Annotated in this window: 30 protein-coding genes and 1 tRNA gene; 22 read left to right on the top strand and 9 right to left on the bottom strand. The window is 65.2% G+C overall.

All coding sequences use genetic code 11. From position 1 onward, the window contains the following. Nucleotides 1–5: 5 nt before the first annotated feature. Complete coding sequence (locus RMCB_RS31980; protein ID WP_062831959.1) at nt 6–839, top strand: alpha/beta hydrolase; 834 nt, start codon at nt 6–8, stop codon at nt 837–839. A 127-nt stretch (nt 840–966) separates the two neighbouring features. Here the strand turns inward: RMCB_RS31980 and purD are convergent, their stop codons facing one another. Continuing rightward, nucleotides 967–2,235: a phosphoribosylamine--glycine ligase gene (purD, locus tag RMCB_RS31975; RefSeq protein WP_062831958.1), complete on the bottom strand. Its 1,269-nt coding sequence runs from the start codon at nt 2,233–2,235 to the stop codon at nt 967–969. 92 nt (nt 2,236–2,327) lie between these two features. Between purD and RMCB_RS31970 the strand changes: the two genes are divergently transcribed. The 5 genes from RMCB_RS31970 to RMCB_RS35915 all read left to right on the top strand — a co-directional run bounded on the left by RMCB_RS31970 (nt 2,328) and on the right by RMCB_RS35915 (nt 6,275). Further along, nucleotides 2,328–3,578, top strand: a complete 1,251-nt coding sequence (locus RMCB_RS31970; RefSeq protein ID WP_036423988.1) for a cytochrome P450 — start codon at nt 2,328–2,330, stop codon at nt 3,576–3,578. Between the two features lie 17 nt (nt 3,579–3,595). Further along, the gene (locus RMCB_RS31965) at nt 3,596–4,210 is read left to right on the top strand and encodes a TetR/AcrR family transcriptional regulator (RefSeq protein WP_029369892.1); all 615 of its coding nucleotides are present in this window, start codon (nt 3,596–3,598) and stop codon (nt 4,208–4,210) included. 4 nt (nt 4,211–4,214) lie between these two features. Continuing rightward, entirely contained in the window at nt 4,215–5,126 is a 912-nt protein-coding gene (locus tag RMCB_RS36720) for an EspA/EspE family type VII secretion system effector (RefSeq protein ID WP_234792316.1), read from the top strand. Between the two features lie 332 nt (nt 5,127–5,458). Further along, nucleotides 5,459–5,743 (top strand): hypothetical protein, encoded by a 285-nt coding sequence (locus RMCB_RS36715; protein WP_029369896.1) that lies wholly within the window; start codon nt 5,459–5,461, stop codon nt 5,741–5,743. A 220-nt stretch (nt 5,744–5,963) separates the two neighbouring features. Continuing rightward, nucleotides 5,964–6,275: a hypothetical protein gene (locus RMCB_RS35915; protein ID WP_131805596.1), complete on the top strand. Its 312-nt coding sequence runs from the start codon at nt 5,964–5,966 to the stop codon at nt 6,273–6,275. Here RMCB_RS35915 and RMCB_RS31945 read toward each other — a convergent pair. The 5 genes from RMCB_RS31945 to RMCB_RS31925 form a co-directional block, all read right to left on the bottom strand. After that, the gene (locus RMCB_RS31945; protein ID WP_062831955.1) at nt 6,252–7,478 is read right to left on the bottom strand and encodes a hypothetical protein; all 1,227 of its coding nucleotides are present in this window, start codon (nt 7,476–7,478) and stop codon (nt 6,252–6,254) included. The two genes, RMCB_RS35915 and RMCB_RS31945, sit on opposite strands and share 24 nt — an antisense overlap. Then, a complete protein-coding gene (locus RMCB_RS31940; RefSeq protein WP_062831954.1) occupies nt 7,468–7,911 on the bottom strand; it encodes a carboxymuconolactone decarboxylase family protein in 444 nt (147 codons plus the stop codon). The genes RMCB_RS31945 and RMCB_RS31940 overlap by 11 nt, the downstream gene beginning before the upstream one ends. Beyond that, nucleotides 7,911–8,759 carry an NAD(P)-dependent oxidoreductase gene (locus tag RMCB_RS31935; RefSeq protein WP_062831953.1) on the bottom strand — a complete coding sequence of 283 codons (849 nt, stop codon included), beginning with the start codon at nt 8,757–8,759 and terminating at the stop codon, nt 7,911–7,913. The genes RMCB_RS31940 and RMCB_RS31935 overlap by 1 nt, the downstream gene beginning before the upstream one ends. Further along, nucleotides 8,756–9,508 (bottom strand): SDR family oxidoreductase, encoded by a 753-nt coding sequence (locus RMCB_RS31930; protein ID WP_029369900.1) that lies wholly within the window; start codon nt 9,506–9,508, stop codon nt 8,756–8,758. Before RMCB_RS31930 ends, RMCB_RS31935 begins: the two co-directional genes overlap by 4 nt. A gap of 83 nt (nt 9,509–9,591) precedes the next feature. Continuing rightward, nucleotides 9,592–11,061: an aldehyde dehydrogenase gene (locus RMCB_RS31925; RefSeq protein ID WP_062831952.1), complete on the bottom strand. Its 1,470-nt coding sequence runs from the start codon at nt 11,059–11,061 to the stop codon at nt 9,592–9,594. 189 nt (nt 11,062–11,250) lie between these two features. On the opposite strand from RMCB_RS31925, the gene RMCB_RS31920 reads away from it, so the two are divergent. The 10 genes from RMCB_RS31920 to RMCB_RS31875 all read left to right on the top strand — a co-directional run bounded on the left by RMCB_RS31920 (nt 11,251) and on the right by RMCB_RS31875 (nt 19,039). Beyond that, complete coding sequence (locus tag RMCB_RS31920; RefSeq protein ID WP_062831951.1) at nt 11,251–11,838, top strand: TetR/AcrR family transcriptional regulator; 588 nt, start codon at nt 11,251–11,253, stop codon at nt 11,836–11,838. Further along, entirely contained in the window at nt 11,835–13,037 is a 1,203-nt protein-coding gene (locus tag RMCB_RS31915) for a cytochrome P450 (protein ID WP_062831950.1), read from the top strand. Before RMCB_RS31920 ends, RMCB_RS31915 begins: the two co-directional genes overlap by 4 nt. A 51-nt stretch (nt 13,038–13,088) precedes the next feature. After that, nucleotides 13,089–13,916 carry an SDR family oxidoreductase gene (locus RMCB_RS31910; protein ID WP_062831949.1) on the top strand — a complete coding sequence of 276 codons (828 nt, stop codon included), beginning with the start codon at nt 13,089–13,091 and terminating at the stop codon, nt 13,914–13,916. Next, nucleotides 13,913–15,274, top strand: coding sequence for a lanosterol 14-alpha demethylase (locus tag RMCB_RS31905; protein WP_062831948.1), 1,362 nt, complete (start codon nt 13,913–13,915; stop codon nt 15,272–15,274). The genes RMCB_RS31910 and RMCB_RS31905 overlap by 4 nt, the downstream gene beginning before the upstream one ends. Before the next feature lie 6 nt (nt 15,275–15,280). Next, nucleotides 15,281–15,487: a ferredoxin gene (locus RMCB_RS31900; RefSeq protein WP_062831947.1), complete on the top strand. Its 207-nt coding sequence runs from the start codon at nt 15,281–15,283 to the stop codon at nt 15,485–15,487. A gap of 2 nt (nt 15,488–15,489) precedes the next feature. Further along, complete coding sequence (locus RMCB_RS31895) at nt 15,490–16,038, top strand: nuclear transport factor 2-like protein (protein ID WP_062831946.1); 549 nt, start codon at nt 15,490–15,492, stop codon at nt 16,036–16,038. A gap of 83 nt (nt 16,039–16,121) precedes the next feature. Then, complete coding sequence (locus RMCB_RS31890; protein ID WP_062831945.1) at nt 16,122–17,249, top strand: NDMA-dependent alcohol dehydrogenase; 1,128 nt, start codon at nt 16,122–16,124, stop codon at nt 17,247–17,249. A 60-nt stretch (nt 17,250–17,309) separates the two neighbouring features. Then, a complete protein-coding gene (locus RMCB_RS31885) occupies nt 17,310–17,738 on the top strand; it encodes a nuclear transport factor 2 family protein (protein WP_062831944.1) in 429 nt (142 codons plus the stop codon). 32 nt (nt 17,739–17,770) lie between these two features. Next, a complete protein-coding gene (locus RMCB_RS31880) occupies nt 17,771–18,589 on the top strand; it encodes an SDR family NAD(P)-dependent oxidoreductase (RefSeq protein WP_201028378.1) in 819 nt (272 codons plus the stop codon). A gap of 33 nt (nt 18,590–18,622) precedes the next feature. Further along, entirely contained in the window at nt 18,623–19,039 is a 417-nt protein-coding gene (locus RMCB_RS31875; RefSeq protein ID WP_029374158.1) for an HIT family protein, read from the top strand. Here RMCB_RS31875 and RMCB_RS31870 read toward each other — a convergent pair. Both RMCB_RS31870 and RMCB_RS31865 read right to left on the bottom strand, forming a co-directional pair. Beyond that, entirely contained in the window at nt 18,999–20,441 is a 1,443-nt protein-coding gene (locus RMCB_RS31870; protein ID WP_062832012.1) for a sensor histidine kinase, read from the bottom strand. The genes RMCB_RS31875 and RMCB_RS31870 overlap by 41 nt on opposite strands. Before the next feature lie 58 nt (nt 20,442–20,499). After that, nucleotides 20,500–21,219 carry a response regulator transcription factor gene (locus tag RMCB_RS31865; RefSeq protein ID WP_029374156.1) on the bottom strand — a complete coding sequence of 240 codons (720 nt, stop codon included), beginning with the start codon at nt 21,217–21,219 and terminating at the stop codon, nt 20,500–20,502. 127 nt (nt 21,220–21,346) lie between these two features. On the opposite strand from RMCB_RS31865, the gene RMCB_RS31860 reads away from it, so the two are divergent. The 4 genes from RMCB_RS31860 (at nt 21,347) to RMCB_RS31845 (ending at nt 23,568) form a co-directional block, all read left to right on the top strand. After that, nucleotides 21,347–22,369: a hypothetical protein gene (locus RMCB_RS31860; protein ID WP_029374155.1), complete on the top strand. Its 1,023-nt coding sequence runs from the start codon at nt 21,347–21,349 to the stop codon at nt 22,367–22,369. Between the two features lie 22 nt (nt 22,370–22,391). Further along, nucleotides 22,392–22,463 (top strand) — tRNA-Thr (locus RMCB_RS31855). A gap of 51 nt (nt 22,464–22,514) precedes the next feature. Next, nucleotides 22,515–22,919: an HNH endonuclease family protein gene (locus RMCB_RS31850; protein ID WP_062831943.1), complete on the top strand. Its 405-nt coding sequence runs from the start codon at nt 22,515–22,517 to the stop codon at nt 22,917–22,919. 40 nt (nt 22,920–22,959) lie between these two features. Beyond that, nucleotides 22,960–23,568 (top strand): dihydrofolate reductase family protein, encoded by a 609-nt coding sequence (locus tag RMCB_RS31845; protein ID WP_062831942.1) that lies wholly within the window; start codon nt 22,960–22,962, stop codon nt 23,566–23,568. Here the strand turns inward: RMCB_RS31845 and RMCB_RS31840 are convergent. Next, nucleotides 23,565–23,927, bottom strand: a complete 363-nt coding sequence (locus RMCB_RS31840; protein ID WP_062831941.1) for a DoxX family protein — start codon at nt 23,925–23,927, stop codon at nt 23,565–23,567. The genes RMCB_RS31845 and RMCB_RS31840 overlap by 4 nt on opposite strands. Nucleotides 23,928–24,041: 114 nt before the next feature. Here RMCB_RS31840 and RMCB_RS31835 point away from each other — a divergent pair, with 114 nt between their 5' ends. Both RMCB_RS31835 and RMCB_RS31830 read left to right on the top strand, forming a co-directional pair. Then, complete coding sequence (locus RMCB_RS31835) at nt 24,042–24,950, top strand: RNA polymerase sigma-70 factor (protein WP_062831940.1); 909 nt, start codon at nt 24,042–24,044, stop codon at nt 24,948–24,950. Beyond that, nucleotides 24,947–25,732, top strand: a complete 786-nt coding sequence (locus RMCB_RS31830; protein WP_062831939.1) for an enoyl-CoA hydratase/isomerase family protein — start codon at nt 24,947–24,949, stop codon at nt 25,730–25,732. The genes RMCB_RS31835 and RMCB_RS31830 overlap by 4 nt, the downstream gene beginning before the upstream one ends. The last annotated feature ends 2 nt before the right edge of the window (nt 25,733–25,734 follow it).

Below are 25,734 nucleotides of genomic sequence, written 5' to 3'. Positions count from 1 at the left end.
GCAAGATGGCCGCCATGCCTGACTTGAACCGTCGCGCCCTGCTGCGCCTCGGTGCCGGTGCGGCCGGTGCCTACACGCTGGGGGTAGCCCTTCCGTCCGCTCCCGCGATGGCCAATCCGCCCGCTGCCGCCCCGACCTACGTCAGCGGATCGTTCACGTCCGCAGCCCGCGGCGGCGTCGACACCAATTGGGCCATCGCCCGCCCACCCGGCCAGACCGGCAAGCTGCGACCCGTGATCGCCCTGCACGGCAAGGGTTCCGACGCCGCCGAGGTGATGGCGGGCGGCGTGGAAAACGGCCTGGCACAAGCGGTTGCGGCCGGCCTGCCACCGTTTGCGGTCGTCGCCGTCGACGGCGGAGGCGGCTACTGGCACAAGCGCGCGTCCGGTGAGGACTCGGGGGCGATGGTGCTGAACGAGCTGATCCCGATGCTGGGCGATCAGGGTCTGGACACCTCGCGGGTGGGCTTCCTCGGCTGGTCGATGGGCGGCTACGGCGCCCTGCTGCTCGGTGCACGACTGGGACCTGCGCGCACCGCGGCGATCTGCGCGGTGAGCCCGGCGCTGTGGACATCGTCCGGGGCGACCGCGCCCGGCGCCTTCGACGGCGCCGACGACTACGCCGCCAACACGGTGTGGGGACTGCCGGCACTGGCATCGATCCCGATCCGGATCGATTGCGGCAACAGCGATCCCTTCTACTCAGCCACTCAGCAGTTCATCGCGCAGCTGCCCCACCCTCCGGCCGGCGGCTTCTCCCCCGGCGGTCACGACTCAGGATTCTGGAGTCAGCAGTTGCCCGCCGAGATCTCCTGGATGGCTCCGCTGCTGGTGGCCTGATCCCGGCGTCACCCTCTCCCGCGTCACCTTCTCCCGCGCGTCACCTTCTCCCGCGAGCAGACAGTGCGGTACCCGACACGCCGCGCTTCCGGTTCCGCAGCGTCTGCTCGCGCTAGGAAGGTGAGCCCTAGAGGCCGATGCGTCCCTCGGCCGCGGCCAGGGCGATGTCAGTGCGGAAGTGGCTGCCCGGCAACTTGATTGACTTGGCCAACGAGTACGCGACGTCGCGGGCAGCCGACAGGTCAGGGCCGGTACCCACCACCGAGAGCACCCGGCCGCCGGAGGAAACGATGGCGCCGTCATCGCGACGCGCGGTACCGGCGTGCAGCACGCCGTCGGCCTCCGACCCGGTGATCACGTCACCGAGCCGAGGCCGGCCCGGGTAGTTTTCGGCAGCCACCACCACGGCGACGGCATAGCCGTCGTGCCATTGCAGGTCGCCGAACGATGCCAGTTCACCGGTCGCAGCCGCGCGCAACAGCTGCCCCAGCGGTGACTCCAGCAACGCCAGCACCGCCTGCGTCTCGGGATCGCCGAAGCGGCAGTTGAATTCGACCACCGCGGGCCCATTCGACGTGATGGCCAGGCCTGCGTACAGCAGGCCCGAGAACGAGCTGCCCCGCGCAACCAGTTCTGCGGCAACGGGTTTGACGATTTCGTCGACGATCTGTGTGATCACGGCTTCGGGCAGCCACGGCAGCGGTGAGTAGGCACCCATGCCGCCGGTGTTGGGTCCCGAGTCGCCTGTCTCTATACGCTTGAAGTCCTGCGCGGGCAGCAGCGGGACCACGGTCTCGCCGTCGACCACACAGAACAGCGAAACCTCGGGGCCGTCGAGGAACGACTCCAGCAGCACCGGGTGGCCGGAGTCGAGCAGGCTGGCGGCGTGTGCCCGCGCGGTGTCGGGGTCGGTGGTGACCACCACACCCTTGCCCGCGGCCAGGCCGTCGTCCTTGACCACCCAGGCGGCCTGCCCGGCCGGCGGGCCGAAGCGGTCCAGCGCCGCATCGAGGTGCCCGGGGTTGTCGACGATCTCACTGCTCGCGGTCCGGACTCCGGCCTTGGTCATGACGTCCTTGGCGAAGGCCTTGGAGCCTTCGATGCGGGCGGCGTCCTTCGTCGGACCGAAGCAGGCGATGCCTGCCTCACGCACCGCGTCCGCGACCCCGAGCACCAGCGGCACCTCGGGGCCGATCACCACGAGGTCGGACTTCAGCCGCTGGGCGAGTTTGACGACCGCTTCGCCGGAGGTGACGTCGACGTCGTACTGGTCGGCGATGATCGCCGTTCCCGCATTGCCGGGGGCGATCGCCACCTCTTCGACCTCTGGATCCCGACGCAGCGCCAGGAGCAGAGCGTGTTCACGGGCACCGGATCCGATCACGAGGACGCGCACGGACGTAAAGCGTAGCCGCACGCCTTAGGGCATACAGTTGACACCGAGGTGTATGGTCAAACTCAAGAAAGTGTTCGACGTCACACGAGGAGATGGTCGGTTTGACGACACTGAGCGCCTGTCCGTTCGGGCAGGGATACGACTTCACCGACCCCGAGGTGCTGCTCCATGGCATCCCGGTCGCCGAGTTCGCCCAGCTGCGCAAGACCGCCCCGGTGTGGTGGAACGAGCAGGGCGAATCGATCTTCAACGACGGCGGCTACTGGGTGGTCAGCCGGCACGAGGACATCAAGACCATCTCCCGCAACGGCGGCGACGTGTGGTCCACCAATGCCAAGGGCGCGGTCATGCGCCTGCCCGAGGGCGTCACCAGCGAGCAACTGGACCTGACCAAAGCCCTTCTGATCAATCACGATGCACCTGAGCACACCCGGCTGCGCAAGATCGTGTCGCGACTGTTCACGCCGCGAGCCGTGGCCACGCTGGAGGAGAAGCTCGCCGTCGCCGCGCGCGAGATCGTGGCCACCGCCAAAGAACGAGATTCCGGCAACTTTGTCGAAGACATCGCGATGTGTCTTCCGCTGCAGGCCATCGCCGATCTGATCGGAGTGCCGGAAGCCGACCGGGAGAGGTTGTTCCACTGGACCAACGCGATCATGAACACCGACGACCCAGACTTCGACAGCGATCCGACGACGGCCAACGCCGAGCTGATGGGCTACGCGTACAACATGGCCGAGCAGCGCCGTCAGTGTCCGGCCGATGACATCGTCACAAAGCTCGTGCAGGCCGACCTGAGCGACGGAGGTGGTGAATCCATCACCGACGTCGAGTTCGCGTTCTTCGTCATCCTTCTTGCAGTGGCCGGCAACGAGACCACCCGCAACGCCATGACGCACGGCATGAACGCGTTCTTCGAAAACCCGGACCAATGGGAGCTTTTCAAGCGCGAACGGCCCGCGACAGCCGTCGACGAGATTGTCCGGTGGGCCACCCCCGTGCACTGCTTCCAGCGCACCGCTCTGGTCGACACCGAAATCGGCGGTGTCACCGTGCGCGCCGGGCAACGCGTCGGACTCTTCTACAGCTCCGCCAACTACGACGAAGACGTGTTCGACAACCCGTTCCAGTTCAACATTCTGCGCGATCCCAACCCACATCTCGGGTTCGGCGGCAACGGCGCGCACTACTGCATCGGCGCCAACCTGGCTCGCATGGAGATCAAGCTGATCTTCAACGAGATCGCCGACCAGATTCCGAACATCTCCAAACTGGCTGAACCGCAACGGCTTCGGTCGGGCTGGATCAACGGCGTCAAGGATCTGCAGGTCGCCTACCGGTAGCTGGCTACAATTCCCGGGTGCGTACCCACGGCTGGGCCGGCTCAGCGCCCGCCACCGATGACGAGGCCGTCGCGCGCATTTTGACCGCCGCCAGCAAGGCGATCGACGAGCGCGGCGCCGACTTCTCCATCGCCGACGTCGCCCGCACCCTCGGTGTCACCCGTCAAACCGTATACCGGTACTTCCCCAGCACCGACGCGCTGCTGGTGGCCGCCGCGGTGCATGCTGCCAGCGATTTCCTCGACCGGCTGGCCGCGCACCTGCAGGGCATCACCGATCCCGTGGAGGCTGTCACCGAAGCGATCGCCACCGCACTGGAGTGGCTCCCGAAGGACAAGCACATCGGCCTGCTGATCGCTCCCGGGCGTGCCGACGTGCACACCGAGTCGGTGACCTCGGACGTGGCGGTGGATTTCGCCCGGGCTGTGCTGCGCCGGTTCGACGTCGACTGGGCCGGCCTCGGATTCACCGACGACGACCTCGATGAGCTCGCCGAGCATCTGCTGCGGATCATCCAATCGTTCGTCATCGATCCCGGCCGGCCGCCACGCACCGGCGAGGCACTGCGCGCCTACCTGCGGCGATGGGTCGGATCTGCTGTCATTACGGCCGCCGCGTCGCCCTTAGACTGATCCGATGAGCGCGCTCGACGCCTTCTACTCAACCTGGGACCAAGCCCGCAACACCTTCGGCTCCGGCGCACCACAAACCGGCGCGGAATTCGACCGCAGCTCACAACTACGCGACATGCAGACCGCCGTCCAAGCCGCCACGCCTGACTCCCGCTGGCAAGGTTCAGCCGCCGACGCCTACACCGCCAAAAACCAGCAACACGCCGCCCTCTACGGCAAACTCGCCGACCTCGACCAGCGGATGGCCACCGAAGTCGACCGCTCCGCCGCCGTCGTCACCGCCGGCCGACAAAACCTCGACCAGATCCGCGACTGGGTCACCAGCGCCGCCGCCTCAGCCCCCAACGACAAATCCGGCGAATACGTCAAACTCGCCATCGCCAGCAAGGGCCTCGGCCAGATCAGCGACATCATCCAACAATCCAACAACGAAATGACCGCCATCGGAGAACGCGTCCGCGGCATCGGCAAGGAATACGACGAAATCGGTGGAGACGACAAAAAGAGCGCGCTCGCTGGCGGCAAGAAAAGCGGCTGGAAGCAGAGCCCGACAACCACCCCCGCCCCTGACCCTTGGGAACCCACGCCAGACGCGAAAGTCGCTGAGTGGACGATCAAGTTCAAGGAGCTGATGGATAAGATCCGGAGACACAACGCCAGCAAGCCTCCTGACCGTCCAGAGTATGCGGCGCAAGGCAAGGCATGGAATCAAGAACGCGATCAACTCCTGAAGGAACTTGGTGATTTGACACGCGAAGGTTCTGAACTCGGACTAGACCTCAGCGGCATAGCACCTCCTACCGTGCCGGGCGGGTCTACGACCACAGCACCTGCGGGCGCCCGTGGACCGCTCGGAATCACTGGACCATCCGGGCTTGCCAACGTCCCGAGAGTCAGCAAGCCATGGTCCGTATAAATCTCAGCACCGCAGCGCTAGTTTGTTGCGCTTTCGTTGCGGCTGCGTGCGGCAACGATTCAACTGTCACTCCGACATCGAGCCCCAGTTCCGATAAACCACCCGCCGTACTCTCACTCGACGAAGTGCGACAGATCTCCGGAATACAGGGATTCGAGGCGCCGAATGAACCCGATCACGGGGAACGAACCGTACCAGTCGCTATCACGGACACGTCCGCACCGTGCCGCGCGGTCTACGACCAACAAACCGTCTTCGGACACAATTGGACTCAATTTCGTTCGGTCACGTATGCGGCGGCTATCCCACACCCGCTGATCGACGGATCGCTGATGCTGACCCAGAACGTTGCGGTATACCCCGACAGCGTTGCATCCGGCACCGCGTTCAGCCGAGTCGTGGCAGCTATACCGGGCTGCCTTGCCGCCAGCGCAAGCCTCGACAGGCGGACAGAACGCCGCCCCGACTCCAACACCGTGCTGCTGTACGGCGATTTGGGCGACGACGCCTACAGGCTGAATGGGGCGACCCTCATACATGTATCCACCGTCGGACCGTCCGAGCGTAAGCAATTCACTCAGGAGATACTCGATCAACTCGAGCATGCGCAACCCTAGAATCCGTCGAACACGCACGCACTCGACTCCTTGCGACAGTCCTCTACAGTGGAGCACCGGCGGCGACGGGCAGGACCCGTCCTACAGTTCTGCCTGTTGCTGACGAGCTGCGGAGCGTTCAGGCAATCCATGGATATCGCCTACAACGATCAGACCCCAGGGTGGGCATGGAAAGCCTTCTGTACCAGAATAAGTCAGGGTATCTCAGCGATTTCGTGTCATGGGGCTGGGACGAAACGCGCCTTTCCATGAGTACACGGAGCGTGACTTCATCGAGATGATTGTCGGACCCGCAGTGATCCAGAACAACTTCGACGACTGGAAGGCCGGCCTGCTGGTACTCGAAAACCGCGCGAACCCGGCCAAAGCCATCGGTGCCCGCCGAGATTATCTCCGCGGCAAAGACAATCAGGTCCATACGAGGCACCGATGGCGCCCTGAACCCATGGGGCAACGGATCCCTGATGCTCGCGCCTGCCTGACACCGCTTGGGCGGGTAGACAACCCCTCACACCACAGTCAGCGGCAGTGACTTCCGTGGCTCGAAGACAAACGACGCGCCGCCACTGAACTTGACCACCGCAACCTCACTGAATTCCTTTGCTGCCGAGTCGCTTTCAATAATCCGCGCTGTCCACTCGGCATCCGAGCCGCTCACTTCGACGGCCAAATGCGGGTCGACGGCAGCGACGATGGCTTGCAACGGCCGGATCTCGGCAGGCCCGGTCAATGACACCCAAGCACCGTCCTCGTGTGCCGGCGAGCGCCGCACCGACACGGTGTCGGGCCCGAACTCCGCGCTGACGTAGGCAGCCGGGTTCAGCAGGGGATGCAGTTCAAGCACACGCACGGCACCCTCGATACCGCCGGGCAACCCGAGCGCGCGGTGAATGCGTTCGGCGCCAACGCCTGCCACGCCGATCAGCTGCTTGACGCAGATATCGGCGGCAAGCGCGGTGTCAGTGCCGGCCCGCTTGCCGACCGCGAGGACGAACGCCAGGTTGAGCAGGTGCATCTGCAGACACACCTCGTCGGCCATCCGGACCAGCGCGGAATGCGAGAAGGCGGCGAAGTCGAAGTCGGACACCAAAGGGCCCGAGTAATCGGACTGCCCGGGCTGCGACGGGTCAATGTCATCGAGAACCGTTTGGGCGGCGTGGGTTTGGCGAATCACGTCCAGTACCGGGATATCGGGGACCTCCGGATAGGACTCGTCGATGATCACCGTCCACGCGCAATGCGGCTGTCGATCGGCCGGGGTCCGCGGCGGGCGGTGGATGGGCCGGACCTGCGCGCGTCGGTTGGTGGCGAGTGCGGTCGCGTCGAATGTCGGGTCTTCGATGTCGTGGCACATGCCGCGGACGTAGTCGTCACCCATCGGCTCGACGTCCAGCAAGGCGCCGCAGTGATCGAGCTGGAACTCACCGTGCCAGCGATCGTGCACGGTGTACCGAAAGTCCATGAACTGTGGCGGCGCACCGATATCGAGTTGCAGCCCCTTGAAGATGGTGATGACGTCGACACCCTCGTAGTTCAGCGCCTTTTGCATCCGCTTGGTGTAGATCGGGCTGGACGCCATCCACTCCTCGATGGCGATCTGCAGCATCTCCTCGCGTCCGAATGACGATATGCACCAAGCCATCCCGGAGCGGTCGATCAGCTGTCCCATGAGCAGCAGCTCGGGAACCAGCTTGACCAGCTCGGCGTGGGACAGCGAGGCGTACCTACTGGTCATCGAGCTCGCTTCCGGTGTTCATCTTGACTGCGGCGTTCACATTGGCGCGCCTGTCCTCGCCAAGTCCCTTCTCGGCCGCCTTTCGCCGCTTCGCGACCACCTTCGATACCGTGCCGTTGAGGCCGGAACCGAGTGGGAAACCGACGTAGTGGGTGAGAAAGATAGCGATGTCCTTGAGTTCTTCCTCGGTGAACTCACCATTGAGCAGGGCTGCGTTCACTTGAACCTCAGCGAGATCCTGCAACCCGAGTGCGGTCACCGCCGACAACGTCATCAACCGCTTCTCACGCATCGACAGTCCCGGCTTGGTCCAGATGGTGCCGAACAGATGATCCACGGTGAGGTCGAAGTACGGGTCACCTTCGATGTTGGGCATCTCCCAGCCGTAGACCTCGTTCATCTTGGACAGGCCCTTGGCGCGCAACTCGTCCATCACGACTCCTTCGTATGCGGCACGCCGAGACCATCGGCCAGCCTCTGCAAGGCCACGTGGGCCATCGGAAGATCAACGCCGACAACCTCACCCAAACCGAGGGCCAGGCTGAGGTCCTTCTCGCCGAGTCCGCGGGTGTGGGTGAATGCGTCGTAAAGCCAGTGATCCGGCGTCAGCTCGGACATGTCGTCACGCAGCATGATGGCGCCCGGACCACCGGTCAACGCGTCGGTATGCCGCACCACCCGGCCGAGCGCCTGAAGGTCCAGGCCGGCTGCCTCGGCCAGTCTCATCGCCTCACCTGCCGCGGCATACGACGTGAATGTCAGCATGTTGCGGGCCAGCTTCATCCGGGTTCCCGCACCGGGCTCGCCGGCGTGGATCACCATCGAGCCGAACTGCTTGAGCGCCGGCTTGATCCGCTCGTAGACGGGCCGCTCGGCGCCGACCATGATGGCCAGCTCGCCCTTCTCCGCGGCTCCCCCACCGCCGCTGACCGGGGCGTCGACGATATGGATGCCCTGCGGCTTGTACTGCTCGGCGAGCTCGACGGCGGTGGTGTCGCTGATGGTCGAGTGGATCACGATCACAGTGTCCGGCTTGGCCTTTGCCGCCAGTTCGGCCACGACCGACCGCACCTGCTCGTCGTTGAGCACTGTGATGCTGATGATGTCGGCGTCGGCGACGTCGCCCACACTCTCGGCCAACGACGCCCCGAGTTCGGCAAAGGGCGCGAGAGCCTCGGCTCGCACGTCGTACACGATGAATCCGCCCGGCCATTCGGCCAGGCGCTTGGCCATCGGGGCACCCATGTTGCCCAGACCGATGTATCCGTACTTGGACGTCATGATCGGATGATCTGTCCGCCGTCGACGTTGAAGATCTGCCCGGTGATCCACTTGGCCTGATCGCTCAGCAGGAACAGGCACATGCCGACCAGATCCTCCGGCTGGCCCATGCGGGACAACGGGATGCCTTTGACGATGTCGGCCACCATCTCCTGCGGCGTGGTGCTGCGGTTGGCCTCAGTGTCGATCGGGCCGGGGGCGATGGCATTGATACGGATGTTCTGGCCGCCGAGTTCCCGGGACAGCTGCTGGGTGAGGCCGTTGATACCGACCTTGGCCAGGCCGTAGTAGTTCGCGTACATCCATGCTGCGGTCGAGGATTGGTTCACGATGGCACCACCGCCGCGCTTGGCCATCTTGCGGTACACCGCCCGGGTGCACACCAGCGCACCGTCGAGGTTCACGCTCATGAACTTCTTGTAGTAGTCCCAGTCGACCGTGAGCAGGAAGTCCAACTTCATGCCACCGAATATCGCGGCGTTGTTGACCAGGTAATCGATGCCGCCGAATTCCGAAAGTGTCTGCGCTGCCATGTCTTTGGCCGAGTCGATGTCGGATACGTCGACCCGGACCGCGAGCGCCGACCCGCCTTCGCCCTTGATGCCGTCAGCGACCTTCTGCGCGCCTTCAGTATTGATGTCGGCCACCACGACCGCCGCGCCCTCGCGCGCTAGCGCTTCGGCGTATGCCTGGCCGATGCCGCCACCGGCTCCGGTGACAATGGCCACCTTGTCGTCGAATTGTCCCATGTCTCAATCCTTTCCCGTCGAATGGCCAGTCAATACCCGGTGCTCGTGAGATTGCGTGTCACAACTGGCGGCTCGACAACGTCTCAACCGGCCAGCGTGGCAATGCATTTGATCTCGGTGTACTCCTCGAAGCCGGCCACACCCATCTCCCGGCCGATCCCGGACTGCTTGTAGCCGCCGAAAGGTGCGTCCGCCGAGTACCAGATGCCGCCGTTGACGTTGACGGTGCCGACGCGCATCCGCGCGGCCACGGCCTGGGCGCGGGCGTCGTCGCCGGAGAACACCGTGCCGGACAGCCCGTACGGCGAGTCGTTGGCGATGCGGACCGCGTCGTCGTCGCCGTCGTGGGCGATCACGGTCAGCACCGGCCCGAAGATCTCCTCGCGGGCCACCCGCGCCGAGTTGTCGAGTCCGGCGATCACCGTCGGCTCGATGTAGTAACCGGTATCCAGATCGGCGGGCCGTCCGCCGCCACAGGCGAAGCGACCCCCCTCCTTCAGAGCCAGGTCCAGGTAGGACTGCACCCGAACCCGTTGGCGCGCAGAGATCAGCGGCCCGCACACCGTGCGCTTGCTGTTGGGATCACCGGGCTTGAGTGATCCGAGCGTTGCGGCGGCCGCCTCGACGGCCTCGTCATATCGGGATCTCGGTACCACCAAGCGGGTGGTGATGGCGCAGCCCTGCCCGGCATGCATGGCGACTGTGAAGGCCGCCATCGCGCACGCGCCGCCCAGGTCGGCGTCGTCGAGGACCAGGAACGCCGACTTGCCGCCGAGTTCAAGAAACACCTTTTTGATGGTCAACGCGGCGTCGGTCATCACCGCGCGGCCCGTCGCGGTCGACCCGGTGAACGAAACCATGTCCACCCGAGGGTCTTTCGACAGCAGCGCACCGACAGCGTGATCGCTGGACGTGACGATGTTGATCACCCCGGCCGGAAAATCGGTCTGCTCGGCGATGATCTGGCCGACAGCCGCTGCGGCCCACGGCGTGTCCGGAGCAGGTTTGAGAACCAGGGTGTTGCCTGCCGCCAATGCGGGTCCGACCTTGGCCAGGTTGATCTGATGCGGGAAGTTCCACGGCGTGATGGCGCCGACCACACCGACGGCTTCGCGCGCCACCACGCGGTTGGTCGGGATCCCCTGCGGGGTAGCGTGTCCCAGGTCGGTGCGCCACTGATAGTTCTCCGCCGTGTCGGCTGAGAACGCCAAATCGCCGATGGGACCTTCCAATTGCGCACCCGCAGTGAGCATGCGGGGCGCACCGACCTCCGCGATGGTCAGCTCACGCAGGTCTTCCACGTTCTCCTGCAATGCGTCTCGCAGCTGACGCAGGCAACGCACCCGCAGTGCGGTGTTGGTCGACCAGTCGGTGTCGTCGAAGGCTCGCCGCGCCGCCTCGATGGCGTTGCCCATGTCTTCGGCATCGGCGTCGGCCGCTACGCCGAGCACCTCTTCGGTCGCGGGGTTGACGGTGTCGAACACCCCGCCGCGGCCGGCGACGAGCTTGCCGTCGATGAGCAGTTGACTCTGACGATCGGCCAGTACCGGCATCGGTGAACTCCACTTCACGAATTCTGGACAACTGTCCGGCTGTCTCATTTCGAACCATAGCCTCAGAGCCCGAAGACCCGCAAGACCGGACCGGGAGGCGACGCCGCATACAACCATTGTTAGCGACATGAGCTGCGAATATGCGTTCCACCCTTGCCCAACGTGCGGGTCGTCAGATAATTTGGACAGGTGTCCAGCGATGCCGTGGCAGCCGTCACAGAAACACCGCGCAACCGTCGGCAGGAAGAGACTTTTCGCAAGGTCCTCGCCGCCGCGATCGAGATGCTGCGCGAGTCCTCGTACGCCGATCTGACGGTGCGCGCCGTTGCCGGCCGCGCGAAGGTCGCGCCTGCGACTGCCTACACTTACTTCTCCTCGAAGAACCACCTGATCGCCGAGGTGTACCTCGACCTGGTCAACAAGGTTCCGTACTTCACCGACGTCAACGACGCGATGCCGACGCGTGTCGACAAGGCGCTGCGCGCACTGACGCTGGTCGTCGCCGACGAGCCGGAAGTCGCCGCGGCGTGCACCACGGCCCTGCTCGGTGGCGGCAGCGATCCCGCGGTGCGCACCGTCCGCGACCGCATCGGCGCCGAGATCCACAAACGCATCCGCTCCGCGGTCGGCCCCGACGCCGATCCGCGCATCGTCTCGGCCTTGGAGATGACGTTTTTCGGCGCACTGGTCAATGCCGGCAGCGGCGCCTTCACCTACCACCAGATCGCCGACCGGCTGACCTATGTGGTCGGACTGATCCTGGGAGAGGACCAATGAGCGTGAAAGCCCCAGAACTGGTTTTCGATCCGTACGACTACGACCTGCACGAGGACCCCTACCCGTACTACCGGCGGCTGCGCGACGAGGCTCCGCTCTACCGCAACGACACGCTCAACTTCTGGGCGTTGTCGCGGCACAGCGACGTGCTGCGAGGTTTCAGGAACAGCACCGCCCTGTCCAACAAGCACGGCGTATCGCTGGACCCGATCTCCCGCAACGACGAGGCCCACCGCGTGATGTCCTTTCTGGCGCTGGACGATCCGGCCCATCTGCGGCTGCGTACCCTGGTGTCGAAGGGATTCACGCCCCGGCGCATCCGCGAGCTGGAGGGCCGAGTCACCGAGATCGCCGTCCAGCATCTTGAGGCCGCGCTCGAACACGAAAGCTTCGACTACGTCGATGAATTCGCCGGTAAGCTCCCGATGGATGTCATCTCCGAATTGATGGGGGTCCCGGAGGAGGACCGAGTCCGGATTCGTGCCCTCGCCGACGGTGTCATGCACCGGGAAGACGGGGTGGCCGACGTCCCTGCCTCAGCCGTGCAGGCCTCAGCCGAACTGCTGATCTACTACGCCGACATGGTGAAGCAACGGCGCAATCAGATCACCGATGATCTCACCTCAGCGTTGGTCGAGGCAGAGATCGACGGCGACAAACTCACCGATGACGAAATCATGGCCTTCTTGTTCCTCATGGTGGTGGCGGGTAACGAGACCACCACGAAACTTCTTGCCAATGCCGCATATTGGGGTTACAAGAATCCGGACCAGCTGGCGCCGGTGTTCGACGATCACAGCCTCATCACCCCCTGGGTCGAAGAAACGCTGCGCTACGACACGTCGAGCCAGATCCTGGCCCGCGCCGTGGTCGAGGACTTCACCGTCTATGACACGACCATCCCACAAGGTGATGTGCTGCTGCTGTTGGCCGGGTCCGCCAACCGCGACGAACGCGCCTTCGACAACCCCGACGAATACCGCATCGGCCGCGACATCGGCTCGAAGTTGGTGAGTTTCGGCAGCGGGGCCCACTTCTGCCTCGGCGCCCATCTGGCGCGCATGGAGGCGAGGGTGGCACTGACCGAGCTGTTCAAACGAATCCGCGGATACGAGGTCGACGAAGCCAACGCCGTCCGCGTCCACTCCAGCAATGTCCGTGGCTTCGCGCATCTGCCAATTGCGGTGTCCCACCGCTGAAGCCAATTGCGGTGTCCCACCGCTGAACCCATCACAATGGAGAAACGCTAAATGGCCCGTTTTGAACCGCACCCCGACCGGCGGCCCGCGATCGTCGCCGGCGCTTCCTCGGGCATCGGTGCCGCGACCGCGAAACAACTGGCCGCTCACGGCTTCCCGGTCGCGCTCGGCGCACGCAGGGTCGAGAAATGCCAGGAGCTGGTCGAAGAAATCAAAGCCACTGGGGGCGAAGCGGTTGCGCTGCCGCTGGACGTGACCGACGCCGATTCGGTGAAGTCGTTCGTGCACGGTGCCACCGAGGCGCTGGGCGAGATCGAGGTGCTGGTGGCCGGCGCGGGCGACACCAACTTCGGCAGGCTTTACGAAATGAGCACCGACGAGTTCGAGGCCCAGGTGCAGATCCACCTGATCGGGGCCAACCGAATGGCGACCGCGGTGCTGCCCGCCATGGTGCAACGCCGGCGCGGCGACGTCATCTTCGTCGGCTCGGACGTCGCCCTGCGACAGCGCCCCCACATGGGGGCCTACGGCGCCGCCAAGGCCGGTCTCGTCGCGATGGTGACCAACCTGCAGATGGAGCTGGAAGGCACCGGTGTGCGAGCCTCGATCGTGCATCCAGGGCCGACCCGGACCGCGATGGGCTGGACGCTACCCGCCGAGAAAATCGGTCCGGCCCTGGAAGATTGGGCCAAATGGGGGCAAGCCCGTCACGACTACTTCCTGCGCGCCTCGGATCTGGCGCGCGCCATCACCTTCGTGGCCGAGACGCCACGCGGCGGGTTCATCGCGAACCTGGAGATTCAGCCCGAAGCTCCGCTCGCCGACATCAAGGACCGTCAGAAGCTTGCCCTCGGTGAGGAAGGGATGCCGAACCAATGAGCAACGCCCTCAAGGAAGTACAACGCGTTTCCGGTGGCGAAGAAGAACACGGCCACCTGGAGGAATTCCGGACCGACCCCATCGGTCTGATGAAGCGCGTCCGTGACGAATGCGGCGACGTCGGCTGGTTCCAACTGGTCGACAAACACGTCATCCTGCTCTCGGGCGCACAGGCCAACGAGTTCTTCTTCCGTTCTGCCGACGAGGATCTCGACCAGGCCGAGGCCTACCCGTTCATGACGCCGATCTTCGGCAAAGGCGTGGTGTTCGACGCCAGCCCCGAACGGCGCAAGGAGATGCTGCACAACTCGGCGTTGCGCGGTGACCACATGAAAGCGCACGCCGCGACCATCGAGGGCGAGGTGAAGAAGATCATCGCCGATTGGGGCGACGACGGCGAGATCGAGCTGTTGGACTTCTTCGCCGAGTTGACGATCTACACCTCGACGGCGTGCCTGATCGGCCTGAAATTCCGCGAACAACTGGACTCCAGATTCGCGCGGTACTACCACGAACTGGAACGTGGCACCGATCCGCTGTGCTACGTCGACCCGTACCTGCCCATCGAGAGCTTCCAGCGCCGCGATGAAGCGCGCGTCAAACTCGTTGCACTGGTGCAGGAAATCATCGATCAGCGACTCGCCAACCCACCGAAGGACAAGTCCGATCGCGACATGCTCGACGTGCTCGTGTCGATCAAGGACGAAGAAGGCGGCCTACGGTTCTCGGCCGACGAGATCACCGGCATGTTCATCTCGCTGATGTTCGCCGGCCACCACACCAGCTCCGGCACCTCGTCATGGACCCTGATCGAGCTGATCCGGCACGCCGAGGTCTACGCCGAGGTGCAGAAGGAACTGGACGAGCTCTACGCCGACGGCCAGGAGGTGAGTTTCCATGCGCTACGCCAGATCCCGAAGCTGGACAACGTGGTCAAGGAGACACTGCGGCTGCACCCGCCGCTGATCATCCTGATGCGCGTGGCCCAGGGAGAGTTCGAAGTCGAGGGATACCCGATCCACAAGGGTGACTTCGTCGCGGCGTCCCCCGCGATCTCCAATCGCATCCCCGAGGACTTCCCCGACCCGGATGCGTTCAACCCCGATCGCTACAACAAACCCGAGCAGGCCGACGTCGTCAACCGGTGGACCTGGATCCCGTTCGGCGCCGGGCGGCACCGCTGCGTCGGAGCGGCGTTCGCCCAGATGCAGATCAAGGCGATCTTCTCGGTGTTGTTGCGGGAGTACGAGTTCGAGATGGCCCAGCCGGCGGACTCATACCGCAACGACCACTCGAAGATGGTGGTCCAACTCGAGCGCCCCGCCAGAGTTCGGTACCGCAGACGCACGAAGGGGTGAGCATCCATGGGTTGCTACCGCGTCGAGGTCGACGCCGACCTGTGCCAGGGGCACGCGATGTGCGAATTGGAGGCCCCCGACGTCTTCACCGTGCCCAAACGCGGCATCGTGCAGATCACCGACCCCGAGCCACCCGACGCACTCCGCGAGGACGTCGAGAGAGCCGTCGATATGTGTCCTACCCGAGCACTATCCATCACCGAGAAGGAATAGCGATGCCGTCACGCGAAGCATTGGATCACTGGGTCGAACGCTGGCTGCAAGCCAACAAGGACGCCGAGAAGGCCGGTGACTGGAAGCCGCTGGCCGATTTCTACACCGCAGACGCCACGTACGGCTGGAACATCGGCCCCAAGGAAGACGTGATGTGCATCGGACGCGACGAAATCCGCGACGTGGCACTGGGTTTGGAGATGGAGGGTCTGGAGAACTGGGTCTACGAATACCAGAAGGTACTGGTCGACGACAGGCAGGGCGAGGTCGTCGGCTTCTGGAAGCAGATCGTCAACAAGTCCGACGGCACCACCGACGAGATCTACGGTATCGGCGGGAGCTGGTTCCGGCTCATCGAGCAGGACGGTGACCTGCTGATCGAATGGCAACGCGATTTCTTCGATTTCGGCCACGTCTCGTCGATGTTCATGAAGCTCATCTCCTCCGGCGACCTCAGCGCGGGCATGCAGAAGCGCATCGAACGGAGTCTGGCCGGCGAGCAGCTGCCCGGCTACTACCCGCTAGGAGAAGCGCCGGTTCCGATCTGGTGAGCCCGAAGGTCACATGCGACCTTCCTTATGTGACCTAGATAACTTACTCTGGCGCGGGAAGCCTCCAACGAAAGCAGGACGTGATGAAGACAAAGGGTGCTCTCATCTGGGAGTTCAACCAGCCGTGGTCGATCGAGGAGATCGAGATCGGTGATCCCGTCAAGGATGAGGTCAAGATCCAGATGGAAGCGTCGGGCATGTGCCACTCCGACCACCACCTGGTGACCGGCGGCATTCCGATGGCCGGATTCCCCGTCCTGGGCGGCCACGAGGGTGCAGGCATCGTCACAGAGGTCGGGCCCGGCGTCGAAGGCATCGAGCCCGGCGACCACGTGGTGCTGTCGTTCATCCCGTCCTGTGGCCAGTGCCCGTCGTGTCAGGCCGGGCTGCGCAACCTGTGTGATCTGGGTGCCGGGCTGCTCGGCGGCCAAGCGGTGTCCGACGGCACGTTCCGCATTCAGGCCAAGGGCCAGAACGTCTTCCCGATGACTCTGCTCGGCACGTTCAGCCCGTACATGGTGGTGCACAAGAGCTCGGTGGTGAAGATCGACAAGTCCGTTCCGTTCGAGGTCGCCTGCCTGGTCGGCTGCGGCGTCACCACCGGCTACGGCTCAGCGGTGCGCGCCGGTGACATCCGCCCCGGCGAGGACGTGGCCATCATCGGCGTCGGCGGCGTCGGGATGGCGGCCCTGCAGGGCGCGGTCAATGCCGGCGCTCGGCACGTCTTCGTGGTCGACCCGGTCGAGTGGAAGCGTGATCAGGCGCTCAAATTCGGCGCCACCCACGTCTACCCGGACATCCTCGCCGCCATGGCGGGCGTCGCCGAGGTGACGTGGGGCCTGATGGCCAAGAAGACGATCGTCACGGTGGGGGAACTCAAGGGTGAGGACATCGACAACTACCTCAACCTCACCAGCAAGGGCGGCACCTGCGTGGTGACAGCGATCGGCAGCCTGCTTGACACCAACGTCACGTTGAACCTGGCCATGCTGACGCTCATGCAGAAGAACCTGCAGGGCACCATCTTTGGCGGAGGAAACCCGCACTACGATATTCCGCAACTGCTGTCGATGTATAAGGCCGGCAAGCTCAACCTCGACGACATGGTGACGCGCCAATACAAGCTGGAGCAGATCAACGACGGCTACAAGGACATGCTCGAGGGCCGCAACATTCGCGGCATCATCCGCTACACCGACGCCGACCGCTGACAACCGTGATCCGGTGAGTGGTGGCGTTAGACGCTGCCGCTCACCGGGTAGGAGACGAATATGACCCAGACCCAAGAGCTTTCGCCTGTCCAGATCGCATCGCAGGCCTCCTGGCGCTGCGTGCAGTCCGGCGACAGAGACGGCTGGCTGGCCTTGATGGCCGACGACGTCGTGGTCGAGGACCCGATCGGCGAGGCCATCACCAACCCCGACGGCTCAGGGGTTCGCGGCAAGGAAGCCGTTGCGGGCTTCTACGACGCCAACATCGCTCCGAACACGTTGACCGTCACCTGCGAGGAGACCTTCCCGTCGAGCTCGCCGACCGAGATCGCCTACATCTTGGTGCTGCACACCAGGTTTCCCAACGGCTACACCGCGACCGTGCGCGGGGTGTTCACCTACAAGGTCGATGACGCCGGCTTGATCACCAATCTGCGGGGCTACTGGAACATGGATGCGATGACGTTCGCCCAGGACGGCGAGAGCTGACCAGCGGAGCACTGGCCGGCCGCGGCGCGGTCGTGGTCGGCGGCACGCGCGGTATCGGCCTGGCTGTGGCCGAACTCCTGGGATCACTGGGCGCAGGCGTCGTGATCAGCGGCCGCGACGCCGCAGCCGCAGATGCTGCGGCGCAGCGGATTTCCGGTGTGGCACATGCCGGTTCGCCGTCTGATCCGGCTGTGGCCGACGCCCTGGTCGACCGGTGCGTTACGGAGTTCGGCAGCATCGACATCCTGGTGAATTGCGCCGGGACCGCCGAGCCGGTCGGTTCGTCCATCCTCAACGTCACCAGTGCGCAGTTCCGGGAGCTGCTCGACGCGCATCTGGGCACCGTGTTCGAGACGTGCCGGGCCGCCGCGCCGCCGATGGTGGCCCAGGGCGGCGGTGCCATCGTCAACACCAGTTCGTTCGCGTTCCTGGGCGACTATGGCGGCTCGGGTTACCCGGCGGGTAAGGGCGCGGTCAACGGCCTCACGATGGCGATCGCGGCCGAACTCAAGGAGCACGGGGTGCGCGCCAACGTGGTATGCCCCGGAGCGCGCACCCGGCTGTCCACCGGCTCCGACTACGAGCAGCACATCGCCGAGCTCAACCGCCGCGGCCTGCTCGACGACGTGAGCATGCAGGGTGCCCTCGACGCGGCGCCACCGGACTACGTGGCGCCGACCTATGGCTACCTGGTCAGCGATGCCGCGCGGGACGTGACCGGCCGGATCTTCATCGCAGCAGGCGGTTTCGTCGGCGAATTCACCCGTCCCACACCCGGTTTCATCGCCTACCGGGACCACCATGCCTCACCACCGTGGACTGTCGGGGAACTGGCCGAGTTGATCGGCTGAGTCGGTCGAGACAGCGCTCACTATGCTCGGGGCATGGCGACCGTCTTCACCAAGATCATCAACGGCGAACTACCGGGCCGATTCGTCTATCAGGACGACGAGATAGTCGCGTTCCTGACCATCGCCCCGATGACCCAGGGCCACACGCTCGTCGTGCCCCGCGCCGAGATCGACAATTGGCAGGATGTCGAGCCCGCCGTTTTCGCGCGCGTGATGGAGGTGTCGCAGCTGATCGGCAAGGCCGTGTGCAAGGCCTTCGGCGCGGAGCGCGCCGGGGTGATCATCGCCGGGCTCGAGGTTCCGCACCTGCACGTGCACGTCTTCCCGGCCTACAACCTGTCCGACTTCGGGTTCGCCCACGTCGACAACAACCCGTCGCCGGAATCCCTCGACGAGGCCCAGGCGAAGATCACAGCCGCGCTGGCAGATCTGCAATCCGCGGCAGGCTGACGGTAAACCGGCAGCCCTGACCCGGGGCGGTGGCGACGCGCACCGTCCCGCCGTGGGCGTAGACCAACGAATCGACGATCGACAGGCCCAGCCCGGTACCACCGCTCGCCCGGGTGCGTGAGGTGTCGGCACGGTAGAACCGCTCGAAGACCCGTCGGGCATCTTCCTGGCTCATGCCGGGGCCTTCGTCGCACACCTCGAGCACCGCGTTGTCCCCGTCGGTACCCACCCGCACCGTGATGCCCGCGGTCTCGGGCGTGTGCTGCAGCGCGTTCGCCACCAGGTTCCCCAGCACTTGCCGCAATCGGGCGTCGTCCCCGAGCACTTCGGGTGTTCCCGGCCCGTCGAACACCTCCATGGACACCTTGCGCTCAGGTGCGATGGACTGCGCGTCGTGCACTGCGTCGGTGGCCAGCGTCAGCAGGTCGACCCGTCGGCGTTCCAGCGGTCGTTGTGCATCGAGGCGCGCCAGCAGCAAGAGGTCCTCGACGAGCAGGCCCATGCGCCGCGACTCGCTCTCGATGCGGCCCATCAACATTTCGGTGTCGCGGGCCGCGCCCTGCCGGTACAGCTCGGCGAAACCGCGAATGGTGGTCAACGGTGTGCGCAGCTCGTGGCTGGCGTCGGTGATGAACCGTCGCATGCGCTCCTCAGAGCTGCGCGCCTGCTCGGCCGAGGCCTCCGACGCTGCCACCGCCCGCTGGATCTGTGCGAGCATCCCGTTGAGCGCCAACGACAACCGGCCGACTTCGGTGCGCGGATCCCGTTCGGGGACACGACGATCGAGCTGCCCGGCAGCGATCGCGGCAGCTGTCTGTTCGACCTCGACCAGGGGACGCAGGCTCCGGTGGACCACCGCGTAGCCGGCGATACCGAGCACCAGCAGCACGGCCGCGCCGATCCCGATCTGCGACCAGATCAACGCCCGCACCGACGACTGCACGTCAGACAGATCGATCGCGACCGTGGTGAGCGAGCCGTCCGATGAACGCACCGTCATCGCCCGCCATTGGATGTTGGAATCCCCGATCGACCCGACGGTCACCGGGATCGGCCCGACATCGTTGTTGTCGGGTAGGTCCGGTTCGGCTTCCCGGTCGTTGATCGCGATCCACGTGCGCCCGTCCTCGTCGACGCCGCGCACGTAGAAGTTCGACGGTGGCCGCGCGGGGTTCGGACCTTCCATGGGCGTGGACGGCATGCGTCGCGGTTCCAATGCCCAGCTCCGCGATGCATCGAGCAACGTCTGATCGATCCGGTCGACCTCGGTGTGCCGCATGATCGAGGTGACGGCAACGCCCGACGCCAGCAGGCCGCAGGCCACCAGGACCAGAGCGGCGGCAACCAACCCCACGCGCAGCGGCACACCTTGCCCGCGCGCGCGGTTAACCCGGTCTAACACCACTCAAGAAGTATGCCGCCGGACAATTGCCATCTGCGCGGCTCGCCGCGGAGAGTCCTCAGCGCGGCTCACGCAGCACGTAACCGACACCGCGCAGGGTGTGCAGCAGACGCTTGTCGCCGGTGTCGATCTTGCGGCGCAGGTAGGACACGTAGGACTCGACTACGTTGACGTCGCCGCCGAAGTCGTAGCGCCACACGTGGTCGAGGATCTTCGGCTTCGACAACACCGTGCCCGCGTTGATGATGAAGTAGCGCAGCAGGGTGAATTCGGTCGGCGACAGCGAGACGGGCTCGCCGGCCTTCCACACCTCGTGGGTGTCCTCGTCGAGTTCGATATCCGCAAACGACAACCGCGCGACGCGGGTTTCTTCGACGCCGCGGCCGGACCGGCGCAGAATCACGCGCAGCCGTGCCACCACCTCTTCGAGACTGAACGGCTTGGTGACGTAGTCGTCGCCGCCGAGAGTCAGGCCGGCGATCTTGTCCTGCAGGCTGTCGCGCGCGGTCAGGAACAGCGCGGGCGCGTCGATGCCGTCGGCACGCAGACGCCGCAACAGGCCGAAGCCATCCATGCCGGGCATCATCACGTCCAAGATGACCGCGTCCGGTCGAACTTCCCTGGCTTTGTCGAGGGCAGCCGCACCGTTAGACGCGGTATGCACCTCGAAGCCCTGGAACTTGAGGCTGACGGACAGCAACTCGACGATATTGGCCTCGTCGTCGACGACAAGGATCCGTGCTTCAGGGACGCTCTCGGGCACTGCTGGCATGGCCATCCTGCCATGTTGCCGCTGTCGCATGACTTAATCCTGCGCGCTCGCTGTGAGCTTCCTGAAAGTTTTGCTCCAAGGTCCCGTGAGAACCCCACGGGTGATGCCGGCCACACGCCCCTAGACTGGCGTCATGAACCTCGGCAAAACCCTGGTCCAGGTTGCCACCGCCCCGGTCAAGGTCGGTCTGGCCGTCGCCGACCTCGGCCTCGGTATCGCCGGGGGCACCCTCAACGTCGTACAACGTTCACTCAACGACGCCAACCCGATCCAGGGCAAGCCCTCGGTGGCCGGATTGCTCGGACTCGACGACGCGGTGGAGCGAGCAAACCGGTTGGCCCACCTCATGGACGACGATGCCCCGATCGGCCGGGCACTCGCGCCGGACGGCCCACTCAATCAGCTACTGCAGCCGGGTGGACTGGTCGATCAGCTGACCAAACCGGGCGGGCTGCTGGATCGGCTCAACTCCGACACCGGTCCGGTGTCGCGCGCTCTCGCCGAGGGCGGCCTGGTCGATCAGATCACCGCCGAGGGGGGCCTCGCCGACCGGCTGACCGCCGAGGATGGCGTGGTCTCACGTGTGCTGGCCCCCGGCGGGCTCGCCGACCGATTGCTGGCCAAGAACGGCATCGTCGAACGGATCCTGCGCGAGGACGGCGTCGCCGACAAACTCCTGGCCGAGACCGGCCCCGTCAATCGCGCGTTGCAGGAAGGTGGCCTGGTCGACCAGATCACCTCCGAGGGTGGCTTGATGGACCGGCTGACCACCGAGAACGGTGCACTGTCGCGGGTTGTCTCACCCGGAGGGCTGGCCGATCAGCTGTTGGCCGACGAAGGCCTGATCGAACGCCTGCTGCGAGAGGACGGCGTCGTCGACAAACTGCTCGCCGACGACGGCCTGCTGGAGACCCTGGCCGATCCGGACGGCCCGCTCGCCAAGCTCGTCGACCTCTCCGACACCCTCAACCGCCTGGTGCCCGGCCTGGAAGCGCTGGCACCGATGGTCGACACGCTGCACGACGCGGTGCTGTCCCTGACCGCGGTCGTCAACCCACTGAGCAACATCGCCGACCGCATTCCGCTGTCCCGGCAACGGCGCCGCACCGCGGCCCGCGTGGTCGCCTCCCAGCGGGTGATCGACCAGGACATGTGACCCGTTAGGATGGACGCCGTCCGCCTCCGTAGCTCAGTGGTAGAGCAACGCTCTTGTAAAGCGTAGGCCGTCAGTTCGAACCTGACCGGGGGCTCCGGTATGTATGTAGCGGCAGCTTGTCGGTAGCCCGTCGTAATGTCCGTTCATGAGGTCATGTCTCGGCTGCGGTGCACCCCTCGCGAAGCGCAGCCAAAAAGTCTATTGCGGCAATGCCTGCCAGGCGTTGGCCCGACGCGACGCCCACACAAAGAAGTGGCTTGAGACAGGCGTGGCGCGGATCGATTCCCATAAGGGTCACTACATTCGCGAGTATTTGGCCGACGCCCAATCCGGCTGCTGCGCGATCTGCAACGGCGCCACCACCTGGCAGAACTTGCCGTTGGCATTGGTGTTGGACCACATCGATGGCGACCCGACCAACAACCACAGAGACAACCTGCGACTGATCTGCCCGAACTGTGACTCCCAGCTCCCGACGTACAAAAGCCGCAACCGCGGCAACGGGCGCCACTACCGCCGCGAGAGGTATGCCAACGGGCAGTCGTACTGACCGCAGATGAGTTTGTGCCGCGCAGGCGGTCTACTAGTACATGACCTTCACCACCGCACACATGTCGATCTCGCTGGACGGCTTCGTCGCCGGCCCCGACCAAACCCGTGACGACCCGATCGGCCGCGGCGGGATGCGGCTGCATCATTGGCACCTCGACCAGCCCCAGCATGAGGTGGATGCCCGTTGGACGGCGAACCTGCTGCGCCCTCGTGGTGCATATGTGATGGGACGCAACATGTTCGGCCCGATCCGTGGCGACTGGGCCGCCGACGGCGAGCAGTGGCGTGGCTGGTGGGGTGACGAACCTCCTTACCACGCACCGGTTTTCGTGCTGACGCATTACGAGCACGAGCCCATCGAGATGGACGGCGGCACCACCTTCCATTTCGTGACCGGCGGCATCGGCGACGCGTTGGCGCAGGCCCGCGCTGCGGGCGGTGGTGACGTCGACATTGCCGGCGGCGCGTCCGCGGTGCGCCAGGTGCTCGCGGCAGGCGAACTCGACGAACTGAGCCTCGACATCATCCCGGTTCTGCTCGGACGCGGGGAACGCATCTTCGACGACACCACCGTCAACGAGCTGGAACTCGTCGAGACCGAGCATTCGCCGTTGGCAACGCACGTGCGCTACCGAATCACTCGCTAGAGCAACCGCCCGACGAACACAAACACCGCCAGCCCGAACAGCACGGCGTTGGCCAAAAAGCTGCGCGGCTCGTGCAACCGGCTGTGTGCCCACGCGGCGCCGATCATCACCACGCACAAGCCGGCGGCTGCGAGAGGGGTGAACACCAAGCCGATTCGAGTGAGCCCCGGCGCCACCAGCCCGACTACAGCAAGCAACTCCATGGCCGCAGTGAACCGGACGACCGGCATGGGGAACATGGCGATCCCGGTCTGGCCGGTGTCCAGCAACCGCTGGCGACTCATGGTGAGTTTGACCGTGCCGGACAACGCGAATACCGCGGCGAGGATGAGCTGGGCGGTCCAGAGTGCGGTGTTCATGGTCGTATCCCTTTCTGCTGTGGACGTGCAGACCTGATGACGTACGACGGCACTCGGATGTGACGTGTCACAACCAGCCGCGCCGAATCGTCTAGGGGAAGACAGGGAGGTGCCATGACCGACCAGGCAGACCCCGCCGAGCTGCGGCCACTGCTGTTCTCGATCGCGTACCGCATGCTGGGCAGCGTCGCCGATGCCGAAGATGTCGTGCAGGCCGCGTACGTCCGCTACTTCGACTATCTGGCCCGCGGCAGCGAAGCGGATTCACCGCGTTCGCTGCTGACAACCATCACCACGCGGCTGGCCATCGACCATCTGCGCTCAGCGCGGGTGCAGCGCGAAACCTACATCGGCCCTTGGCTTCCGGAGCCGCTGCTGACGTCTGCCGATTCGGATGTCGCAGAGCTGGCGGCGACATCGGATTCGCTGTCGATGGCATTTTTGGTGCTGTTGGAAACGCTGTCTCCCGTGGAACGCGCGGTGTTCCTGCTGCGAGAGGTGTTCGCCTACGACTACGACGACATCGCGCGCATCGTCGGCAAGGAGCCCGCGAATTGCCGGCAGCTGCTCAACCGGGCCCGTCGGCACATCGAGGCCGGGCGGCATCGTTTCGACGTCGACGCCGCGCACCGCGCCGAGTTGGCCGAGCGGTTCTTCAGCGCGGCCGAGGACGGCGACCTCGAGAATCTCGTAGAGCTGCTGGCTGCCGATGTCGCGTTCTACGGCGACGGCGGAGGCATGGGCCGCGGCCTGCCGCGACCGGTGTTCGGGCGCGACCGGGTGTTGCGGGTGCTGGCCGGGATCGTGCGTGCGTATCACGGCATCGGGGCCCGCTTCCAACGCTCATTGGTCAACGGTCAGCCCGGGCTGCTCAGCTTCGACCCCGACGGCGGACTCATCAACGTGTTGACCGTCGACGTCGCGGGCAACAGCATCTGCACCGTCCGCTCGGTCATCAATCCCGACAAACTCGACCATCTCGGCTTCCCGCTGTCTCCCTTGGCCCGGCGGTCGACTCGATGACCCAGGACTACGAGACCCTCGACTATTCGCGTCGCGGCGGCATCGGCACGCTGACCCTGAACCGTCCGGACAAGCTCAATGCGCTGAACCCCCAGATGCGCGAGGAGCTCTGTCGGCTCGGCGCGCTGCTGGCTGACGATGACACGCTGCGGTGTCTGGTCGTCACAGGCGCGGGGACATCGTTCTCGGCAGGCCTGGACCTGAGCGAGGCCATGACGGGCACACTGGCGCAGTTCGTCGGCCGCACACCCGACGAGGAGACCGTCGCGCTGGGGTTGGGTATCGCAGGGGTCTTCGAGTTCATCCCCGAACTGCCGTGCCCCAGCGTCGCGGCCGTGCGGGGCCACGCCTACGGCGCGGGTCTGCAATTGGCGTTGGCCTGCGACTTCCGGATCTTCGCCGCCGATGCGCGCGTCGGCCTCACCGAATCGCGCTATGGCCTGCTTCCGGATATGGGTGCCACCTTCCGACTTCCACGCATCGTCGGTGAGGGTCGCGCCCGCGAGCTGATCCTGCTCGGAGAAATCATCGACGCGGCAGAGGCGTTGCGTATCGGCCTGGCCAACCGCGTCGTCGCTGGCGACGAACTCGATTACGCTGCCGATGAATTCGCTGAACGACTGGCCGCCCAGCCGTCACTCGCCGTCCGAGGCGCGCGGGCAGCCATCGAGGCAGGCAGGCACCTGGGCTCGGCGGCAGCGTTGCGGGTCGCCGTCGAGGCTCAGGCCCGCTGTCTGAACTCAGCGGATTTCCAGAAGAGTTTCCCATCGCAGGCCCGGTGACT

Origin of the sequence: Mycolicibacterium brisbanense (genome assembly GCF_001570425.1) — a bacterium.
Classification (GTDB): Bacteria; Actinomycetota; Actinomycetes; order Mycobacteriales; family Mycobacteriaceae; genus Mycobacterium; species Mycobacterium brisbanense.
The sequence above is the reverse complement of the archived record's forward strand: the minus strand, read 5'-3'. Positions and strand labels throughout refer to the sequence as shown.

Bases quoted from the DNA above. Each gene is read 5' to 3' on its own strand.
- RMCB_RS31860 (WP_029374155.1), top strand. From the start codon at position 21,347: ATGAACCTCGGCAAAACCCTGGTCCAGGTTGCCACCGCCCCGGTCAAG.
- RMCB_RS36715 (WP_029369896.1), top strand. From the start codon at position 5,459: ATGCTGACCCAGAACGTTGCGGTATACCCCGACAGCGTTGCATCCGGC.
- RMCB_RS31915 (WP_062831950.1), top strand. From the start codon at position 11,835: ATGAGCGTGAAAGCCCCAGAACTGGTTTTCGATCCGTACGACTACGAC.
- RMCB_RS31910 (WP_062831949.1), top strand. From the start codon at position 13,089: ATGGCCCGTTTTGAACCGCACCCCGACCGGCGGCCCGCGATCGTCGCC.
- RMCB_RS31970 (WP_036423988.1), top strand. From the start codon at position 2,328: ATGGTCGGTTTGACGACACTGAGCGCCTGTCCGTTCGGGCAGGGATAC.
- RMCB_RS31980 (WP_062831959.1), top strand. From the start codon at position 6: ATGGCCGCCATGCCTGACTTGAACCGTCGCGCCCTGCTGCGCCTCGGT.
- RMCB_RS31900 (WP_062831947.1), top strand. From the start codon at position 15,281: ATGGGTTGCTACCGCGTCGAGGTCGACGCCGACCTGTGCCAGGGGCAC.
- RMCB_RS31935 (WP_062831953.1), bottom strand. From the start codon at position 8,759: ATGACGTCCAAGTACGGATACATCGGTCTGGGCAACATGGGTGCCCCG.
- RMCB_RS31930 (WP_029369900.1), bottom strand. From the start codon at position 9,508: ATGGGACAATTCGACGACAAGGTGGCCATTGTCACCGGAGCCGGTGGC.
- RMCB_RS31865 (WP_029374156.1), bottom strand. From the start codon at position 21,219: ATGGCCATGCCAGCAGTGCCCGAGAGCGTCCCTGAAGCACGGATCCTT.
- RMCB_RS31885 (WP_062831944.1), top strand. From the start codon at position 17,310: ATGACCCAGACCCAAGAGCTTTCGCCTGTCCAGATCGCATCGCAGGCC.
- RMCB_RS31890 (WP_062831945.1), top strand. From the start codon at position 16,122: ATGAAGACAAAGGGTGCTCTCATCTGGGAGTTCAACCAGCCGTGGTCG.
- RMCB_RS31830 (WP_062831939.1), top strand. From the start codon at position 24,947: ATGACCCAGGACTACGAGACCCTCGACTATTCGCGTCGCGGCGGCATC.
- RMCB_RS31940 (WP_062831954.1), bottom strand. From the start codon at position 7,911: ATGGACGAGTTGCGCGCCAAGGGCCTGTCCAAGATGAACGAGGTCTAC.
- RMCB_RS31840 (WP_062831941.1), bottom strand. From the start codon at position 23,927: ATGAACACCGCACTCTGGACCGCCCAGCTCATCCTCGCCGCGGTATTC.
- RMCB_RS31925 (WP_062831952.1), bottom strand. From the start codon at position 11,061: ATGCCGGTACTGGCCGATCGTCAGAGTCAACTGCTCATCGACGGCAAG.
- RMCB_RS31835 (WP_062831940.1), top strand. From the start codon at position 24,042: ATGACCGACCAGGCAGACCCCGCCGAGCTGCGGCCACTGCTGTTCTCG.
- RMCB_RS31845 (WP_062831942.1), top strand. From the start codon at position 22,960: ATGACCTTCACCACCGCACACATGTCGATCTCGCTGGACGGCTTCGTC.
- RMCB_RS36720 (WP_234792316.1), top strand. From the start codon at position 4,215: ATGAGCGCGCTCGACGCCTTCTACTCAACCTGGGACCAAGCCCGCAAC.
- RMCB_RS31945 (WP_062831955.1), bottom strand. From the start codon at position 7,478: ATGACCAGTAGGTACGCCTCGCTGTCCCACGCCGAGCTGGTCAAGCTG.
- RMCB_RS31895 (WP_062831946.1), top strand. From the start codon at position 15,490: ATGCCGTCACGCGAAGCATTGGATCACTGGGTCGAACGCTGGCTGCAA.
- RMCB_RS31850 (WP_062831943.1), top strand. From the start codon at position 22,515: ATGAGGTCATGTCTCGGCTGCGGTGCACCCCTCGCGAAGCGCAGCCAA.
- RMCB_RS31875 (WP_029374158.1), top strand. From the start codon at position 18,623: ATGGCGACCGTCTTCACCAAGATCATCAACGGCGAACTACCGGGCCGA.
- RMCB_RS35915 (WP_131805596.1), top strand. From the start codon at position 5,964: ATGGGGCTGGGACGAAACGCGCCTTTCCATGAGTACACGGAGCGTGAC.
- RMCB_RS31905 (WP_062831948.1), top strand. From the start codon at position 13,913: ATGAGCAACGCCCTCAAGGAAGTACAACGCGTTTCCGGTGGCGAAGAA.